Origin of the sequence: Streptomyces sp. NPDC050619 (genome assembly GCF_040654815.1) — a bacterium.
Classification (GTDB): domain Bacteria; phylum Actinomycetota; class Actinomycetes; order Streptomycetales; family Streptomycetaceae; genus Streptomyces.
Genome location: NZ_JBFAIR010000038.1, coordinates 68,062 through 82,707, shown reverse-complemented (window position 1 = coordinate 82,707; position 14,646 = coordinate 68,062). Strand labels below are relative to the sequence as shown.

Annotated in this window: 13 protein-coding genes and 1 pseudogene; 6 read left to right on the top strand and 8 right to left on the bottom strand. The window is 71.2% G+C overall.

All coding sequences use genetic code 11. From position 1 onward, the window contains the following. Positions 1–5: 5 nt before the first annotated feature. Together AB0I77_RS42475 and AB0I77_RS42470 are read right to left on the bottom strand one after the other, a co-directional pair. Positions 6–881, bottom strand: a complete 876-nt coding sequence (locus AB0I77_RS42475; RefSeq protein ID WP_363288210.1) for an alpha/beta fold hydrolase — start codon at positions 879–881, stop codon at positions 6–8. A gap of 128 nt (positions 882–1,009) precedes the next feature. Next, entirely contained in the window at positions 1,010–1,507 is a 498-nt protein-coding gene (locus AB0I77_RS42470) for an SRPBCC family protein (protein ID WP_363288245.1), read from the bottom strand. A gap of 334 nt (positions 1,508–1,841) precedes the next feature. Here AB0I77_RS42470 and AB0I77_RS42465 point away from each other — a divergent pair, with 334 nt between their 5' ends. The 6 genes from AB0I77_RS42465 (at position 1,842) to AB0I77_RS42440 (ending at position 8,152) form a co-directional block, all read left to right on the top strand. After that, positions 1,842–2,453, top strand: coding sequence for a hypothetical protein (locus tag AB0I77_RS42465; protein ID WP_363288209.1), 612 nt, complete (start codon positions 1,842–1,844; stop codon positions 2,451–2,453). A gap of 47 nt (positions 2,454–2,500) precedes the next feature. Further along, complete coding sequence (locus AB0I77_RS42460; protein ID WP_363288208.1) at positions 2,501–4,252, top strand: tryptophan 7-halogenase; 1,752 nt, start codon at positions 2,501–2,503, stop codon at positions 4,250–4,252. 142 nt (positions 4,253–4,394) lie between these two features. After that, positions 4,395–4,919, top strand: coding sequence for a sigma-70 family RNA polymerase sigma factor (locus AB0I77_RS42455; RefSeq protein WP_363288207.1), 525 nt, complete (start codon positions 4,395–4,397; stop codon positions 4,917–4,919). Between the two features lie 52 nt (positions 4,920–4,971). Then, positions 4,972–5,577 carry a hypothetical protein gene (locus AB0I77_RS42450; RefSeq protein ID WP_363288206.1) on the top strand — a complete coding sequence of 202 codons (606 nt, stop codon included), beginning with the start codon at positions 4,972–4,974 and terminating at the stop codon, positions 5,575–5,577. Positions 5,578–5,671: 94 nt separating this feature from the next. Beyond that, positions 5,672–7,225, top strand: coding sequence for an AarF/UbiB family protein (locus AB0I77_RS42445; protein WP_363288205.1), 1,554 nt, complete (start codon positions 5,672–5,674; stop codon positions 7,223–7,225). A 54-nt stretch (positions 7,226–7,279) separates the two neighbouring features. Beyond that, on the top strand, positions 7,280–8,152 hold the full coding sequence (locus AB0I77_RS42440; protein WP_363288204.1) for an SAM-dependent methyltransferase: 873 nt from the start codon (positions 7,280–7,282) through the stop codon (positions 8,150–8,152). A gap of 81 nt (positions 8,153–8,233) precedes the next feature. On the opposite strand, the gene AB0I77_RS42435 is transcribed toward AB0I77_RS42440, so the two are convergent. The 6 genes and pseudogenes from AB0I77_RS42435 to AB0I77_RS42410 all read right to left on the bottom strand — a co-directional run bounded on the left by AB0I77_RS42435 (position 8,234) and on the right by AB0I77_RS42410 (position 14,551). Continuing rightward, a complete protein-coding gene (locus tag AB0I77_RS42435; RefSeq protein WP_363288203.1) occupies positions 8,234–9,475 on the bottom strand; it encodes a wax ester/triacylglycerol synthase domain-containing protein in 1,242 nt (413 codons plus the stop codon). Between the two features lie 195 nt (positions 9,476–9,670). Further along, positions 9,671–11,002, bottom strand: a complete 1,332-nt coding sequence (locus AB0I77_RS42430; RefSeq protein ID WP_363288202.1) for an FAD-binding oxidoreductase — start codon at positions 11,000–11,002, stop codon at positions 9,671–9,673. 125 nt (positions 11,003–11,127) lie between these two features. After that, positions 11,128–11,685, bottom strand: a pseudogene (locus AB0I77_RS42425) (flavin reductase family protein); the annotation flags it as partial. Then, positions 11,657–12,127, bottom strand: coding sequence for an aromatase/cyclase (locus AB0I77_RS42420; RefSeq protein WP_363288201.1), 471 nt, complete (start codon positions 12,125–12,127; stop codon positions 11,657–11,659). The gene AB0I77_RS42420 and the pseudogene AB0I77_RS42425, both read right to left, overlap by 29 nt. A 43-nt stretch (positions 12,128–12,170) precedes the next feature. Further along, entirely contained in the window at positions 12,171–13,454 is a 1,284-nt protein-coding gene (locus tag AB0I77_RS42415; protein ID WP_363288200.1) for an aminotransferase class III-fold pyridoxal phosphate-dependent enzyme, read from the bottom strand. Then, positions 13,451–14,551 (bottom strand): SDR family oxidoreductase, encoded by a 1,101-nt coding sequence (locus tag AB0I77_RS42410; protein ID WP_363288199.1) that lies wholly within the window; start codon positions 14,549–14,551, stop codon positions 13,451–13,453. Before AB0I77_RS42410 ends, AB0I77_RS42415 begins: the two co-directional genes overlap by 4 nt. Positions 14,552–14,646 lie beyond the last annotated feature (95 nt).

Here is a 14,646-nt window from a genome sequence, read left to right as displayed (position 1 = left end):
GCGGTTCAGGAGTCGAGGGCCTTGAGGACCTCCTTCAGGACCGTCGGGTTGTAGGGCATGCCGGCGTGCGCGGTGTGGTCGTCGGGGTCGATGTCCTGAATGACGATGTTCCGGACGTCGTGCCCCTCGGCGCCGGCGAGGGCGCACGAGGTGTACGGGGTGACCACGTCGTCGTACCGAGTGGCGATCACGGTGTAGCGGACGCCCGCCGTGGTCTCGCCGAGGGCGGCGAGTTCGCGTTGGAAGGGGTGGTCGTGCTGGAGCTGGGGCCAGGCCGGAACGGTCTTCTCGACGGCGCCGCGCTCGACGAGTTCCCGCGCGCCGGGGATCTGGGAGGCCAGGTTCATCAGCCCCTGGGGCGTGATGCCGTGGTTGCTGGGAGCGATGCCGACGAAGTGGCGCACGTTGGGGGCGCCGCCCAGCGCGTGCAGGTAGTAGCGCGGCATCATGCCGCCCTGCGAGAAGCCGACCATGTCCACCTGCTCCGCTCCGGTGCGGCGCAGCACCTCGTCGACGAAGGCGGCGAGTTGGCGGGCGGAGTCCTTGATGTCACCGAGGCCGAAGAGGACGGGGTTGAGGTACTGACCGTAGTCCGGGCGGAAGACCCGGTAGCCGTGCTGCCGCAGTAAGGGCGCGGCCTGGGTCCAGGTGTAGCCGCGATTGCCGAACGTGCCGTGTACGAGCACGACGGGGCGCGGGTGTTCCTCGGTCAGCGGGAGGTCCCAGTCGTCCTCTCCGGCCTCCACGTCGACGGTGGCGATGACCTGGGCGGCGCCGGCCTGGGCGAGTCCGTCCAGCCGGTGGGGTGCCTCGGTGACGTCGGTGACGATGTCGTCCGAGTTGATTCCGGGGATTTTCGGGTTCAGGAAACTCACGACCATCTCCCTTTCGTGCGGGAAGCCTTGCGGATTATCCGTTCTCAGTTTTCCGTCCACGAAAGGAGACAACGATCCCTCGATCGGGGGAAAGAATTCATTCCATCGAGTAAGTAGGGCTCGCGCATTCGATTTCACACGTGTGAGGACCATCGGGCGGCCGCGGCCCGCAGCAGACGCACATACCAACTCCACCGCACCGGGCGCCGCACCCGGCCGGTCAGCGCGTGCTCGGCGCAGTCCAGGCTGTGCTGGAACGCCGCGTTGTGCAGGGGCCGGAAGAACAGCAGCCAGCCCAGCCAGCGCACCCCTTGCGGGCGGAGCACCAGGGTGTTGCGCAGGACGGTGTGCCGCTGGTCGAGGCGCTCGACGCTGAATTCGTGAAAGCCCCGGAAGCCGCGGGGGCCGGTGAACCGGAAGCGCACCCACTGGCCCGGCACATAGTGGCTCACCACGTACCGCACCGGGCCGTGACCGCCGGACACTCCGACGGCCAGCGGACGTTCGAAGCGCACGGGCGGCCAATCGGGCGGCCAGAGGCGGTCGTTGTCGCCTCCGAGGGCGTCGATCAGGGCGCCGACGGCCTCCTGCGGGGCGGGGAGCGAGCGTTCTTGCACGTTCAGTACGGCGATCACGGTGTGCTGCCTGCCCGGGCCCGTTCACCCTCGAACTCCCCCGAAAGGGGAACAGCAGAGCGCGCCCGGCGCGCAAGTCCCGCCCTGCGCGCCGCGCTTCGCGCTCAGCCTGACCGATAAGCGTCGATGCGCACAGGAGAAGAAGCGCGAAGATCAACTGCCTTTCCGCAGCAGGCGCTTGTTCTGCCGTATCCACGTTCGACGACGAAGGGGTCGAAGACCGGCCAAGGTCAAAGCGATCCGTGAACACGCGGAGGGGGAAACGCGACCCGAGCGTAAAGAGAGATGAGATAGGCGCAACCAGCCAGACGAATATGCAGGGGGGCAGGACATGGCCGCAGCACGCGGTGTTCCACCGGAGGCGGTGTCAGAACCCTGGCATCCGCTGCTCGCCGAGCCCGCGTTGGCGAAGTTGCTCGGTGACCCTCTCGTGGACGCGGCGCTGGAGGAGTTGGGCCGGCGCCTGCCGCCGCGCACCGCGCTGCACTCGTTGCGGACGTTCCTGCTGGCCGACGCGCGGGCGCGGGCCCAGGGAGTCGGCTACGACCGGGCCGGTCTGCTCGCCGCCGCCGTGTTCCACGACACCGGGCTGACCGGGGCCGCACCACGAGTGCGGGGCGGATTCCCGTGCCGTTCGGCCGAGTTGCTCGACCGCTTCCTGGCCGGGCACGGGGTGGACGATGAGCGGCGCGGGGCCTTGACCCGTGCGGTCCGCGAGCACATGCGGCCGTTCCCGGCACGCGACGCCGGCCCGGAGGCGCGGCTGCTGCACTTCGGTGCCTGGCTGGACGTCACCGGACGCGGGCATGGCCAAGTGCCGGGCGAGCGGCGGCGGTTGGCCGGCCTCGCGCCCACACCCTGGTTCGCCGTCTCGTTCTCCGCGCGGGTGGCCGCCTGCGGGGTGCGGCGGGCGCTGCCGATCTCCTCGGCGCCCACCCGCTGAACTCCGGCCCGGCCACTCGCTCTTCCTGTCGTGAAAGGACCGCAGACATGCAAGAGGACCAGCGTGTTTTCGATGTCGCCATTGTCGGAGGCGGCATCGGCGGGACCATGCTGGCGGCGATCCTCGCGCGCCACGGCGTGCGCGTACTGCTTCTGGAAGGAAGCGGTCATCCCCGGTTCGCCATCGGAGAGTCCACCGTCCCCGAGACCACTTTCGGACTGCGGGTCCTGGCCCGCCGCTACGACGTCCCGGAGATCGAGCACCTGGCGACCAACGGTGCGCTGCGCCGCCATGTGTCGTCCAACTGCGGGATCAAGCGCAACTTCAGCTTCGTCTACCACCGCGAAGGCGAGACCACCCGCCCCGAGGAGTGCACCCAGTACCCCACGTGGGGGCCGCCGCTCGGCCCCGACTCGCACTACCTGCGCCAGGACGTGGACGCGTACATGTTCCACGTCGCCGTCTCGTACGGCGCGACCGCGCACACCCACACCGTCGTCGACGACGTGAAGTTCGACGAGGACGGCGTCACCCTCGTCACCCGGGAGAAGGGCACCTTCCAGGCCTCGTACATGGTCGACGCCGGCGGCATGCGGGCCGTGCTGCCCGAGCGCCTGGGACTCAGGCAGGATCCGCCCTACCGCACGCGCTCGCGCACCATCTTCACGCACATGGTGAACGTGAAGCCCTTCGACACCGTGGCGCCCCCGCGCGAGCAGCACAAGATGCCGAGCCCGTTCAGCCAGGGCACCCTCCACCACCTCTTCCAGGGCGGCTGGTTCTGGGTGATCCCGTTCGACAACCACACCTCCAGCACCAGCGAGTTGTGCAGTGTCGGAGTCAACCTCGACCTGGACCGCTATCCGCGTCCCGAAGGGGTTTCCGCAGAGGAGGAGTTCTGGAACCACGTAGGGCGATTCCCCAGCGTGGCCCGGCAGTTCGAGCAGGCGCGGTCCGTACGGCCGTACGTCTCGACCGATCGCACCCAGTTCTCCTCACGGACGGTGGTCGGCGACCGGTGGTGCCTGCTGCCGCACGCCAGTGACTTCATCGACCCGCTCTTCTCCAGCGGACTCGCGGTCACCGTGATGTCGCTCAACGCCCTGAGCCACCGGCTCATTTCGGCGGTGCGCCAGGACGACTTCGACACCGCCCGGTTCTCCTACCTGGAGCACTGGATCAAGCGGATGTTCCGGTTCTACGACGACCTGGTGTCCTGCAGTTATCTGTCCTTCGACGACTTCGATCTGTGGAACGCCTGGAACCGCGTGTGGACCATCACCACGCTGTACGGCACGAACGCCCAGAACCAGGCCGCCGTGACCTTCGAGAAGACACACGATCCGGCGGCCTTCGACTCCTTGGAGACACCGCCCTACCGGGGACTCCAGGGCGTCGACAATCCCTGGGTCGAGCGGCTCTTCGAGAGGGCACGCGACGCCGTACTCGCCTATGGCGCGGGCGAGCTGACGAAGGATCAGGCGATCACGCGTATCTACGCGCTGCTGCGTGAGAGCGAGTTGTGCCCGGCGGTGTGGGGCACCCTCGACCCCGAAGACCGCTGCCCGGCGGGGGTGTTCACCCTCTGGCCGCTGATGAAGATCCTGCTGTGGGGCAAGTACCGCTCGCCACGGCACGTCCGGGGTGCCTACTTCACCGGCGGGGCGCGGCTCGTGGGCAAGGAGGCGGTCCAGGTCTACGGCACCGAGCTGGGGCGCAGCGCGTCCCTGGTGCACCAGACCGCACGGGACATGTGGGTCAACTGGAACCGCGACTGGACGCGGCGGAAAGGAAGGTGAAAGGAAAAACATTCCTGCGCCATTCGGAAGCTTAAATTCCCGGTTTGCCGCCACATCGCGTCGGGTAGGAAAACCGCATGGCCGAGAATTAAATGCGGCCCAATTCCACCTGCCTGACCGAGAGACACGGGCTGCAATTAAAATGGCGCAACCTTCCACCTGCCCATCGCCCGCCCCCTGCTCCTGGGAAGAGATTTTCCAGCACCAGGACCGCCTCATGCGGCTGGTTCGCCGAAGACTCCCGAGTTTACCGGACGCCGAGGACTGCGTTCAGGAGACGATGGCCCGCGCAGCCGCGCACGCCTCGCTCGACAGAAATCGCCTGGGGCCCTTTCTGACGTCCGTGGCACTTCGCCTCTGCATCGACTACTACCGCGAAATGGAGCGCCGCAGCCGCCTGTTACAGCGGGCGGCCCTCCTGAACGATCCCGGGACCACCGAGGAGGACGTCTGTGACGAGGCCTTCGGAAAGTGGCTCATGGATCAGGTCAAATACCTGCGCGGCCGGGAGCAGGAAGTAATACTCGCCCGTGCCGCGGGGATTTCCACTGCGGAATTCGCTCGCCTGCACAACATCTCCGTCAAAGCAGCCGAAGCCGCTTTCACCAGAGGCCGGGCACGCCTGAAAACGGTGTGCGCGAAGGCCATGGAAGACCGCATCGGATAAACGTCCGCAACGACGGCTTCGCAGCACTCTCACACCGAAAGGAACTCCGTTCATGGCCAACAACAAGAACATGCAGGACATCCTCAAGGATCTGATGGGGAATATGGCCGACAGCAGCAAGGAGGCCTTCGACGACATTCTCAACCGGCCGGAGAAGTCGAAGTCGTCCGGCAACGCCGTCGAGACGCTGGCCGGGCTTCCGGCGAACGCTCTGGGCGCCCTCTCCGGTGCCCTCAATCCGGCCACGGCGCTCGCGGGCGCCGCGAATCCGCTGGCCGCCCTCGCGGGCGCCGGGGCCAACCCACTGGCCGCGCTCACCGGCGCCGCGGGCGCGGCCAACCCGCTCGCGGCCCTCACGGGAGCCGCCGGCGCCGGCAATCCGCTGGCCGCCCTCACCGGAGCGGGCAACCCGCTGGCGGCGCTCGGCGGTGCCGCCAATCCGCTCGCCGCGCTCGGCGGTGCGGCAGGCGCCCTGGGCGGCGTCGGGCAGTTGGCCGGAGGAGTGGGTCAGCTGGCCGGCGGGGTCGGGCACGCCGCCGAAGGCGTGGGCGACCTGCTCTCGCTGCCGGCCCAGCTCGCCCAGCTGACGGAACTGATCCCGAAGCTCATCCAGGCGCTCCAGGGCCAGGCCGGCGGCAAGGCTTCGGCCAGCAGCTGACCGACCGCGTCGTCGTCCCGCTCGACCGGTTTCGCCGAGCACACCGGCCGGCGCCCCCGGACCGGGCTCAAGGGTCTGAGGAGGATCACACACGATGGCGTCTGTCGTCGGCGATCGGTTACGTCTCGTGGTCAAGGTCCTGGGGAGCCTCGTCGCCGACGAGGTCGGACAGGCCACACGGCTGCGTAAGCGCACGAAACGGGGCGAATGGGCTCCGGCGGAGGCCGCCGAGGCCTCCGCCGGGGCCGAACAACGGCGCGCCAAGGCGGTGCGCCACGCGTTGGAGAGCCTCGGGCCCTTCTATGTGAAGCTCGGTCAGATCCTGTCCACCCGGCCCGACATGGTGCCCCAGTCCATCAGGGACGAGCTGCAGAACCTGCACGACCAGGTCGACGTCCAGCCGTTCTCGGTCTTCGAGCCCGTGCTGGCCGACGACCTCGGACCGGACTGGAAATTGCGGTTCGACGACATCGACACCGTCACCCCGCTCGGGGCGGCCTCCCTCGCCCAGGTCTACCGGGTGACACTGCCCGGCGGCCGGCCGGCCGTGGTCAAGCTCCAGCGGCCCGGCATCCGCGAGGGCGTCATGGCGGACATGGCCCTCATGCGCCGGGCCTCCCGGATCGTGGCCCGGGTGGCGCCCCGGTTCAACGAGGTCATCGACATCGAGGCGATGCTCGGCTCCGTCTTCGACGCGATGGAGCCGGAGCTGGACTTCACCGGCGAGGCCCGCAACATGGACGAGGCCCGGGAGAACATCCGCCCCTTCCGCACGCTGGAAGTGCCCCGGGTGCTGTACGCCGGTCCCAAGGTGCTGGTCCAGTCGCTGGCCCCGGGGAAGTCGGTGCGGCACATCGACCGGGCCCACTTCACCGACGACGAGCGCACGGAGATCGGCAAGGATCTGCTGCGCTTCATGTACCACGGCTACTTCGTCCACCGCATGTTCCACGCCGATCCCCACGCGGGCAACGTCTTCGCGGTTCCCGGCGGGCCCGCGACGCTGATCGACTGGGGCATGGTCGGCCGCCTGGACCGGCGCACCAGCCTCCAACTGCTGCCGCTGTTCATGACGTTGGCGCAGAACGACGGGTCGGGGCTGGCGCACCACTGGGCGGAGATGGGCCGGATGACGGCGTGGGCCAACATGCCGGCGTTCACCGCCGACATGGCGTCGTTCGTCCCCAAGGTCTCCCATCTCTCCCTGGACGAGATGAACTTCGGAGTCTCGCTCACCACCGTGCTGGCGAAGGCGACCAAGCGGGGCATCGGCTCTCCGCCGGCGGTCTCCCTGCTCGGCAAGTCCTTCGCGAACCTCGACGGTTCGGTGCGGTGCCTGGCGCCCGAGATCACGCTGCCGGAGGTGTTCCAGGGGGAGGTGCCGAAGATCCTCTTCGCGCTGGGCCGCGAGTTCCTCGGCCGCCATCAGTTCGCCCGCAACTCCATGGAGTTGATGCTCGCCGCCGTCGCCAGTCCCGAGCAGCTGCGCGCGGTTCTCGGCGACGTGGCCAACCGCCAGTTCGCCCTCAACATCCACGAGCCGCGGACCTCGGCCGCGATGGGCGGGCAGCGCTCGATCCACCCCTCCGGCGGCCTGCTGGCGCTGGGTGCGCTGGCGCTTGTGCTGGGGCGGCGCCGGTCCGGCTGACCCGTCCAACTCCCGACGAACAACACCATTGGCACGATCAGACGGAGGTCACTCATGCCCGACACCGCCCGCCCGCAGTCACCGCCCGTACCCAGCAGCACGCTGCCGGACGGTCTGTCGCGGGTCGCGCTCTGGACGGCGGCCGCCCATGCCGCGGAGTGCCAACGGGAGGCGCCGTACGTCCTCGATCCCTGGGCCGCCGACTTCCTGCACACGGCCGGGTTCAGCGCAGGCCCTCCGGGCGAGGGCCCGCTGCAACGGCTGCTGCCCGACTGGGCGGTGGTGCGCACCCGCTTCTACGACGAGTACCTGGTCGACGCGGCCCGCTCGGGCTGCCGCCAGGTGGTGCTGCTCGGGGCGGGTCTCGACACGCGCGCCTTCCGGCTGAACTGGCCGACCGGGGTGCATGTCTTCGAGGTGGAGCACCCTGCCGTACTGGCCTTCAAGGACCACGTGCTGGACTGGAGCCCGCCCACCTGCGGACGCCGCAGCACCATCGGCGTCGACCCGTCCGACGCCTGGGCCGAGGAACTGCTCGCCGCGGGGTTCGACCCCCGGCGGCCCACCGCGTGGCTGTGCGAGACCCTCCTCTATCACCTTCAGCCGCACGCGGTGGAGGCCATCGTCGGCACGATGACCGAACTCTCCGCGCCCGGCAGTGTCTTCGGCGCCGAGTGCGTGAACGCCGAGTCCGCCTCCTCGTCGTTCGTGGCGCCCTTCCTCGACGCCCTGTCGGCCACCGGTATCGCCTGGCACTGGCAGCTCGCCGAACCGGAAGGCTGGTGGGCGGGGCAGGGCTGGGAGGCGCGGGCGGCGGACCTGTTCACCCTGCCGTACGTGATCCAGCGCCTGTCCCCCTATCTGCCGTTGCTCACCGAGGCCGCCGCGAAGTGCGTGTTCCTGACGACGGGGACACTGCGCGACTGAGGTGCGCAGAGCAGGGGAGCCCGGGGCCATGCGGCTCCGGGCTCCCCTGTCGCTGTTCGTTTTCGGTTCCGGAGGTCGCGGCTACGCCCGCTCCAGTTCGAGGACGGCTGCAAGCCACAGGTCGGGGAGTTCGTCGGCGGTCGCCAGGGACTCGTCGTGGACGACGGTCAGGCAGGCGACGTCATGGTGGCCGGTCAGCGTCGTCAGGACCCGGATGCCCGACGCGAGGCCGGAGAGGACGACGGCCCGGCGGGCCGCGAGCCCCTGGTGGACGAGGGCCTGGCCGAAGTTCACGCTGCTCGCCGGGCCGGCGACGACCGAGCCGTTGACCAGCCGCGTCCCGATCCTGGCACCGATCGCCCGCGGGGTGGCGGCCAGCAGCAGGTTGAGGCCATCACGCTGCCGGCTCGCGCGCAGGCGGGTGGTGCGGGCCGCGACCCGGGCGAAGGCCTGCCGTGGTGTGGTTTCGTCGCACGGCAACAGCAGTCGCGCGACGACCATGTGGTTGCCGGGCGCGCACTCCTCCCCCGGCGCCCGTACCGACATCGGGACAGCGACCGGCAGAGGCGGGTGCGGGGAGCCGGTGGCCTTCAGGTGCCAGGTGCGGACGGCGTGCGAGAGCGCGGCGAGATAGACGTCGTTCACCGTCCCCCCGTGCGCGCGGCCGATGGCGCGCAGCCGCTCCAGCGAGGTGTCCGCGTGGCACGCGGTCGTACGACCACTGCTCGTCCCGTCGAAGGCGGGTTTGGCGGTCGGGCGGAAGGAGGCCGCTACGTCACCGATCGCGCCGGCGAGACCCCGCGGGGTCGGCCAGGAGCGGTGGTGCGCTGCCGGGCCGCCCTCGGGGTTGTCGTCGAGGAGGGCGCGGGCGGTGTGCGCGGCGCCGACGCCGTCCTGGAGGGTGTGGTCGGTGCGGTAGCACAGGGTGTGATCACCCTCCGGCCCGTGCACCAGCCAGACGTCCCAGGTCGGCCGCTCGCCCACGTTCATGGGCCGCGACAGCAGCAGCCGTACGGCGCCCGCGCCGCCGGCGTCGTCCTCGGACAGCCAGGCCTCGTGCACGTGCTGCTCCACCGCGATCCGGTCGACGCGCAGCAGCACCTTCCGGTCGGGCGCGACGCGGTAGCGCAAGGCCGGGATGCGGTGTGCGCGTTCGGCCACGCGCGCGCGTACGGCCTCCAGGCTCGGGGCAGGCCCACCGAACCGGAACGCGAACACGACCGGCAACGGCCGGCCACGCAGGGCCAGGTGATAGGCGACGTCCGGGGTTCCCATGGGCAGGGTGGGCGGGAGGGTGCCGTCGGTGTTGAGGGGCGGTCGCATGGGCGCCTTTCTGACGAGGTGAGGGGTACGGCTGGTTATGGCAGGTTATGACTGGTCACGGAGGGACGCCGGGCGGGACGGAGCCGGGCCCGGGCCAAGCCGCCGACCCTGGTGGCTGAGCCGGACGGGGCAGCCGCACCACACCCGAGAGCCACCCCACGCCCAACAGCCACAACCACCCCCGCCCCTCGGTCCTCAGCACGTGCGTCGCGCGGCGCGGCCGAGTGTGGCGACGTAGCCCCGTAGGAGGGGACGGGCGGGGCCTCGGACGGGGAGTCGTGGGGCTCTGGAGCGGTGCCAGGGCAGGGGGTCCCCGGGGTCAGGATCGCCCAGCAGTGCTCCGGCCACGTGGGCGCCGTGTGCCACGGACATCGCCAGGCCGTGTCCGCAGCAGCCGCCGATGTACCAGACGTCGGGGCAGCCGGGGACCGGTCCGACCACCGGCAGGTCGTCGAGGGTCATGCCGATGCGGCCCGACCAACGGTGGAGGACCGGTACGTCGGACAGCTCGGGGTGCAGGGAACGCAGCCAGCGCCCCAGCCAGTTCCAGGCCCGCTCGCGGACGGCCTGGAGCCGGGGCGGGCCGAGCCCGGCCGGGGCGGTGACCGTTCCGCCGCCCGCCACCAGCCCTCCGTCCGGAAGGAGCCGGTAGTAGGGCGCCATCGGTGCCGCGTCCACGACGGCGTACCCCGCGCGCCCGCCCAGAGCCTCGTACGCCGACCGGCGCAGGGGCGCGGTGGACACGGCGTACACCTCAAGCGGCAGGACCGTGCCGACCGGCAGACCCACTCCTTGCGCGGCGGAGTTGACGGCGAGCACCGCCTGCCCGGCGTAGAGCCTGCCGTGTGGGAAGACCAGTTCGGGTCCGACCAGGTCCCCGGGGCGCACGGCCCGCAGCGGGCTGTCGCCGTAGAAGCGCACGCCCTTGGCTGCGCAGGCCCGGGCGAGGGCGCAAGTCAGCGCGGCCGGGTCGAGGGTGGCCGCGGTGCGGTGCAGGAGCCCCGCGGTGTAGGGCACGCCGATCCGGGAGCGGATCGCGGCCCCGGACAGGACGGGCACGTCCAGGCCGAGCGCCCGGTAGGCCTTCGCCTGCCGGGCGAGGGCAGCCAGGTGTGCGGGCGAGCGCGTCGCCACGATCTGCTCGCCGCGCCGCAGCCCGCAGCGCACGTCGAGGCGCGCGCACAGGTCGAGGACCTGCTCCACCGCTCGCACGCTGGCCAGGTGCATCCGGCGTGCTTCCTGGGGACCGAAGCGGCGTGCCGCACGGTCGATCGGCGGACCGGCCCGGGGGCCCAGCAGGCCGGTCCCCCGGCCGCTGGCCCCCGCCGCGGTCCGCTCCGCGTCGACGACGGCGATGTCGAGGCCGGGGGCGCGTTCCGCGAGGTGGTAGGCGCAGGCGAGGCCGGCGAGACCGGCCCCGACCACGGCCACGTCCGCGGTGACCACGCCGTGCAGTTGAGGCTGGGGCGGCACTTCGGCCGGCTCCCAGGCGGGGGATCCGGCCGGCAGACGGCTACGGGTCGTCATCCCGGGCCGTCCGGGACGGACATGGGTACGGACACGGGCACGGGCACCGGGACCCTCTCGGCCGTCGGCACCGCATCGGCCTCATGACCCGGTGCTCTCCCAGGCTCCGGCCCAGGCTCACACTCCGTCACCCCCCGGAACCGCCGCTCGTGCCACAGCAGCGGACGCCCCCCGCCCACGTGCACGGCCGCCACTCGTCCGACGACGAGATGGTGGTCGCCGTAGCGCCGTACGTCCTCCACGAGGCACACCGACCAGGCGAGTGCCCCCTGGATCACCGGGACGCCCAGCACTTGCCGGTGGTCGGTGCCGGTGAACCGCTGGGCCGCGGTCGTCGTCGGGTTCGCGAACCGCGTTGCCAGGCCGTGCTGTTCCTCGCGCAGCAGGTGCACCGCGAAGGCTCCGTGAGCGTGGACGGCGGCGAGGGTCCGGGAGCCGTCGCGCAGGCAGGCCAGGAGCAGCGGTGGGCGGGCCGACAGGGAGGTGACCGCGGAGACCGTCATGCCGAGCGGGCCCTCCTCGCCACGGGCCGTCACGACGGTCACCCCGGCGGCCAGCTTGGCGTACAGGCCCAGGCAGCGGGCGGCACCGGGGCCCGGCTCGTCGCGCAGGGGGTCGGCGCACGGAGCGGGCCGGTTCTCGACGATCTCCCGGTCAGCCGCGAGCCACGGCGGCGCACTCATCGATCACCTCCGCGCCCACCAGACCCATGAGGATGCGGGCGATGTTGGTCCGCAGCGTGGACTCGGCCACCGGGTCGAGGATCTCCGCGAGGGTGGGGATACCGAGGTCGAAGGAGGCGGTGAAGACGACGAGCGTGCCGCCGTCGTCCCGCGCCTCGCAGCGCCAGCTCCCCTCGAAGGTCTGGAAGTCGCCGCTGAGCTGTTCGAAGGTCAGCGAGAGCGTGTCCGGCGCGAACGTGTCCCGTTCCCGCCACCGCATCAGCCCGCCCCGGAACGAGACGGTCCACTCCGACACCAGCGAGCCGTCGGCGAGCGGAGCGTCGACGCGGACCTCGCGGACGGTGTCGGTGAGTTCGGGATATCGGCGGAAGTCGGTGATGCGTCGGTAGACGTCGGCCGGTGCGAGGCCCTCGACGTTCGCGTGCAGGACCACATGGCGCATGGTTCTCCCTTTCCTTTCCGTTTCCGGTCTCCGGGTTGTGGTGTCACACGGCCATGCGCGCGGCAACGGTCCGCAGCGACTCGGCGAGGGTGATGAAGAACTGGTCGAGCGCGGCGTCCTCGACCACCGCGGGCGGGGTCAGCCGCAGCACCCGGGTGGAGTTGAGGGAGTGGTTGACGAGCACCTCGCGGGAGATGAGCTCCAGCAGCAGCTCACCGACCGCCTGCTCCTCGGCGAACTCGATGCCGATCAGCAGCCCCCGGCCGCGCACGTCCTGGACCAGGACCTCCTGATACGGCGCGCACACGGCCCGCACGCCGGCGAGGATGCGCGCGCCGAGCGTCGCCGCTCGCGCCACGGTGTCCTCCCGCTCCATCGTCTCGACGGTGGCGAGCGCGGCGGCGCAGGCGATCGGGGAGGCGCCGAAGGTGGAGGTGTGCAGGTAGGGGTCGCGGCTGAAGGGGCCGTACGCCTGCTCGGTGGCGGCCATCGCGGCGATCGGGACCACTCCGCCGCTGAGCCCCTTGCCCACGAGGAGTACGTCGGGGCTGACGCCCTCGGCGTCCACTCCCCACCAGGTGCCGAGCCGCCCCATCCCGGTCTGGATCTCGTCGACGACGAGCAGCGCGCCGAACTCCTTGCACAGCGCGGCCACTTCGCGGAGGTAGCCGGGGCGCGGGATGCGTACCCCGCCCTCGCCCTGCACCGGCTCGACGATGACGCAGGCCCGGTCGCGGCGAGCGGCGAGCGCCTGCTTGAGCTCGGTCGTGTCGCCGTAGGCGACCTGTGTGGTGTCGGGGAGCAGCGGTCGGAACGGCGCCTGGTAGGTGGCGTTGGCGGTGACGCTCAGCGCGCCCAGGGTCTTGCCGTGGAAGCCCTTGCGGGTGGTGATCACGGAGTTGCGGCCGTTCGCGCGGGCCAGTTTCAGCGCGGCTTCCGTCGCCTCCGCACCGGAGTTGACGAAGTGGACGTAGTCGAGGCCCGGCGGGGTGTGCGCGGCCAGCGCCTGGGCGGCGCGCGCGGCGACCGGTTCGAGGAAGACGCGGCTGGCCAGCGGGTGGGTGTCGATCTGCCGGTGCACCGCCTCGACGACGGCAGGGTGCCGGTGGCCGAGGATGAAGACGCCGTAGCCGCCGAAGTCGAGGAAGCGGCGGCCGTCGTCGGTGTGGATCCAGGTCCCTTCGGAGCGGACCTCGGCCATGCCGCCCATGACCCGGCCCATCACCGCCCGGCCGGAGCCGATGTGCCTGAGGTACAGCTCCACGAGTTCCGTGCCGCCGGGAAGGGGTGCGGCCGAAATGACGGGCGCGGGGGGCGAGATCGTCATGACGCCAGCTCCTTCGGGGTCGTGGCGGCCGGCCGGGCGGCGCGGTGCCGCCTCAGCACTCCGGCCCTGCCTTCGGCCCAGCTCTCCAGGTTGCGAACGAGCGCGGCACGGATATCGGTGTGGGTCAGGCGCGTGCCGCAGTCGGGGTCGCCGAGGGAGGAGGCGAACGGCAGTTCGCGCTGGAAGACCAGGAGCAGTTCCGCGTAGTGCTGGAGGCGCTGCCGCATCGACGCGGGCATCGAGGTGCCCTCCAGCATGGGCAGCAGCAGCCGGTGCACGGCCTCGACCGGGATGAGGCGCGGCCGGTGCGGTTCGGGCAGTCCGTGGCGTACGGCGAACTCGGCGCAGACATCGGAGATTTCGCGCAGGGCGGGTGCCTCCTTGCCGGCCGTCAGCCAGTACTCCCCGCCGCGCACCCCGCCCCGGATCAGGTCGCCGACGGCCCGGGTGACGAAGTCCTGCGGGACCATGTCGATGCGGGCCTCGGGGGCGCCGGGCAGCACCGGAACCTGTCCCAGCACCATCGAGCCGATCGTCTTGGTCAGCCCCTGCTGCCCGGCGATCCGCCCGGTGACGGAGTCGCCCATCACGACGGAGGGGCGCACGATGACCCCGGGCAGTCCCGCGTCGCGCACCATCTGCTCGGCCGCGGTCTTGGAGGCGAGGTAGGCGGCGGCGCCCGGGAAGCGCCGGTGGTCCTCGGCGGCCGGGCTGCTCGCCACGAACGCGGTGCTCACCAGGTACAGGGGCGCGTCGGCCCGGGCGGCCAGGTCGAGCATGGCGCGGGTGCCCGAGGTGTTGGTCCGCACGATGTCCTCGGGCGGGGTACGCCAGTTGGTCTCGGCGGCGGAGTGCAGGACGACGTCCACCTCGCCGGCGAGCCGGTCCCACGCCAGGGTGGGCAGACCGAGGCGGGGGGCGAGGAGATCGCCCTGGAGTTCACGCACCCGGGGGTCGTGCAGAGGCCGGTTGCGGCGCAGGCAGACCAGGTCGAAGTCGGGTGTCAGCTCGTCGATCAGGGCTCGCCCGAGCACCCCGGAGCCGCCGGTGAGCAGCAGGGTGGGACGCTCGCGCGGGGCGGTGCGGGGTGTGGGCAAGGGAGTGGGACTGGGACTGGGACTGGGGACTTGTCGCGGCATGGGTGTACTCCCCCAACGGGACTCGGCTGCCGTAGGACGGCGTATGCCTCGGG

What these genes read in the sequence shown, in the direction of transcription:
- AB0I77_RS42460 (WP_363288208.1), top strand. Translation starts at nt 2,501, where the DNA reads ATGCAAGAGGACCAGCGTGTTTTCGATGTCGCCATTGTCGGAGGCGGC.
- AB0I77_RS42445 (WP_363288205.1), top strand. Translation starts at nt 5,672, where the DNA reads ATGGCGTCTGTCGTCGGCGATCGGTTACGTCTCGTGGTCAAGGTCCTG.
- AB0I77_RS42435 (WP_363288203.1), bottom strand. Translation starts at nt 9,475, where the DNA reads ATGCGACCGCCCCTCAACACCGACGGCACCCTCCCGCCCACCCTGCCC.
- AB0I77_RS42440 (WP_363288204.1), top strand. Translation starts at nt 7,280, where the DNA reads ATGCCCGACACCGCCCGCCCGCAGTCACCGCCCGTACCCAGCAGCACG.
- AB0I77_RS42455 (WP_363288207.1), top strand. Translation starts at nt 4,395, where the DNA reads ATGGCGCAACCTTCCACCTGCCCATCGCCCGCCCCCTGCTCCTGGGAA.
- AB0I77_RS42430 (WP_363288202.1), bottom strand. Translation starts at nt 11,002, where the DNA reads ATGACGACCCGTAGCCGTCTGCCGGCCGGATCCCCCGCCTGGGAGCCG.
- AB0I77_RS42475 (WP_363288210.1), bottom strand. Translation starts at nt 881, where the DNA reads ATGGTCGTGAGTTTCCTGAACCCGAAAATCCCCGGAATCAACTCGGAC.
- AB0I77_RS42415 (WP_363288200.1), bottom strand. Translation starts at nt 13,454, where the DNA reads ATGACGATCTCGCCCCCCGCGCCCGTCATTTCGGCCGCACCCCTTCCC.
- AB0I77_RS42420 (WP_363288201.1), bottom strand. Translation starts at nt 12,127, where the DNA reads ATGCGCCATGTGGTCCTGCACGCGAACGTCGAGGGCCTCGCACCGGCC.
- AB0I77_RS42450 (WP_363288206.1), top strand. Translation starts at nt 4,972, where the DNA reads ATGGCCAACAACAAGAACATGCAGGACATCCTCAAGGATCTGATGGGG.
- AB0I77_RS42465 (WP_363288209.1), top strand. Translation starts at nt 1,842, where the DNA reads ATGGCCGCAGCACGCGGTGTTCCACCGGAGGCGGTGTCAGAACCCTGG.